Annotated in this window: 1 protein-coding gene and 1 pseudogene; both read right to left on the reverse strand. The window is 66.5% G+C overall.

The window, feature by feature from the left end:
* The coding region (locus tag VZ95_RS16810; RefSeq protein WP_045776880.1) for a hypothetical protein at positions 1 to 437 on the reverse strand (437 nt) is incomplete at its 3' end.
* 2 nt (positions 438 to 439) lie between these two features.
* Positions 440 to 1,758, reverse strand: a pseudogene (locus VZ95_RS25870) (hypothetical protein); the annotation flags it as partial.

The following is a 1,758-nucleotide window of genomic DNA, read 5'->3' on the forward strand; positions in this document are numbered from 1 at the left end:
GTGCTCCAAACCGACGCGGGGCCGGGGTCATCCTCCGGCCCGCCGAGCACCGCCAGCGTGCCCGCGAGCGCGCCTGTATCGGGATCGAGCGTGACGCCCCAGGGCAGCAGCCCGGCGCGGATCGCGTAACTCTCCGCCCCGGAAGCATTCAAGGTGACGGAAAATCCCCCGCCCTGGCTGGCGCTGCCGAGGTTCCCGGCGACCGTCGCCCAAGCGGGTGCGCTCGGGGCGGGTGATGGCGTGCCAGCGATCGTGTCGCCCGCCAGCGTTACCCCCGGCGGCAGACTGCCGCCGGCGATGGCATAGGCGCTCGCCCCGGTCGCCAGCAGGGTTTGCGTATAGGGTTCCTCCCATTCGGCATCGGCGAGAGGCGAAATCGTCACCCAAACCGGCGGCGCATCGGCCACCGGCAACCAAGCGCGCGTTGCGAGCAGCATGGTTACGCCTCCTTATAAACAATGGCGGCGTCCCAACGGGTTTCCCCTTGGGCGGCGCTGAGGGCGATACGGGTGCGGGCATTGGCCGCCGTGGCGATGCTGCCCATCACGCCGCCGTGCCATTTGATCGTCTCGCCCGCCGGCGCATTCAGGGTGAGCGTGCGTCCGCCCGTCCCGTCCTGATCGATGATGAGGGTGATACCGATGATGCAATTCACATTGGTCAGCCGCGCGGGCAGCGTGAGCGTGGCATTGCCGGTGAGGCGGTAATGGTAGGTATTGTGATTGTTGATCGTCGGCAGGGTTGCCGCCGTTGCAACATCAAGCCGGACCTGCTTTTCCTCCCGAACACCGACAAGCCGGGCGTTGATAACCGATCCGCCGGAGAGCAGCCGGTTGGTGAAGAGTTGGGCGACCGTGGCCTTGTTAAGGCTGCCGCTCGTCGTGCTGATCGGCAGCAGATCATTATCGAGCGGAGAGGTACGGGCCGTCAGGTAAGACCAAAGCGCATTGATCGGGACGGGGATAAATTTGCCCGTCGCCATATCGGCAAAAATATAATTCGCGAGGCCCGACGTTACCCCGGAAGTATCGTAAGTGTAGTCCAGGCCATGACCATGATCGAGCCGCGCCGCAAAGGGAGAACTCCCGCCGGTGCCCCCATAGAAATTTAGCGGCCTCGGTCCGATGGCGTCGGTGAACCCCGCCCCGCTCGCCCCCGAGCTTGCTCCGGTGATGCGGCCCGTCGCATCGACGGTAAGGGTGGCATTGGTATAGGTTGCCGCCGTCACACCCGTCGCCGGCAGCTTGTGAACGTGATCGGCGCGCGCTGCCGTCGTGGCGCTGCCGACCATAGCCTGCGTGCCGATATCCGCCGGGGCGGCGCTGGTCAGGCTGGTCGAACCCGCCAGCAGGGTTGCGAGGCTGACGCGGCGGTGCGTGCCGGAGGAGGCATCATAGAGCGGCAGCTCATCGGCGGCATCGATGGCCCCGGCCAGGGCGGGCAATCCCGGAACGGTGACGGCGGGGCCGGTTGATCCGAAGACGGCGGTCAGCGCGCCGCCAACTGGGTTCGGCAGTTCCACCCAATTGCTCAGAAGGGTTGCGGGCTCGGCCCCCAGAACGAAGGTTTTGCCGACATCCGACCTGACAACGATATCCATTTTCACGGCGGGCAGGGCCAGCATGGCCGCCTGGGAAGCGGCTTCGTGGGTATTGTTCAGCAACAGCGCCGGAAGATCGCTCAGCGGGATTTTCAGATCCGCGCCGCGCGTCACCACCCCGCCCGCGCCCGCCGTGCCGAGCAGCGCCGCCGCGCCTA

The sequence above is a fragment of the Elstera litoralis genome (assembly GCF_000963705.1).
GTDB lineage: Bacteria > Pseudomonadota > Alphaproteobacteria > Elsterales > Elsteraceae > Elstera > Elstera litoralis.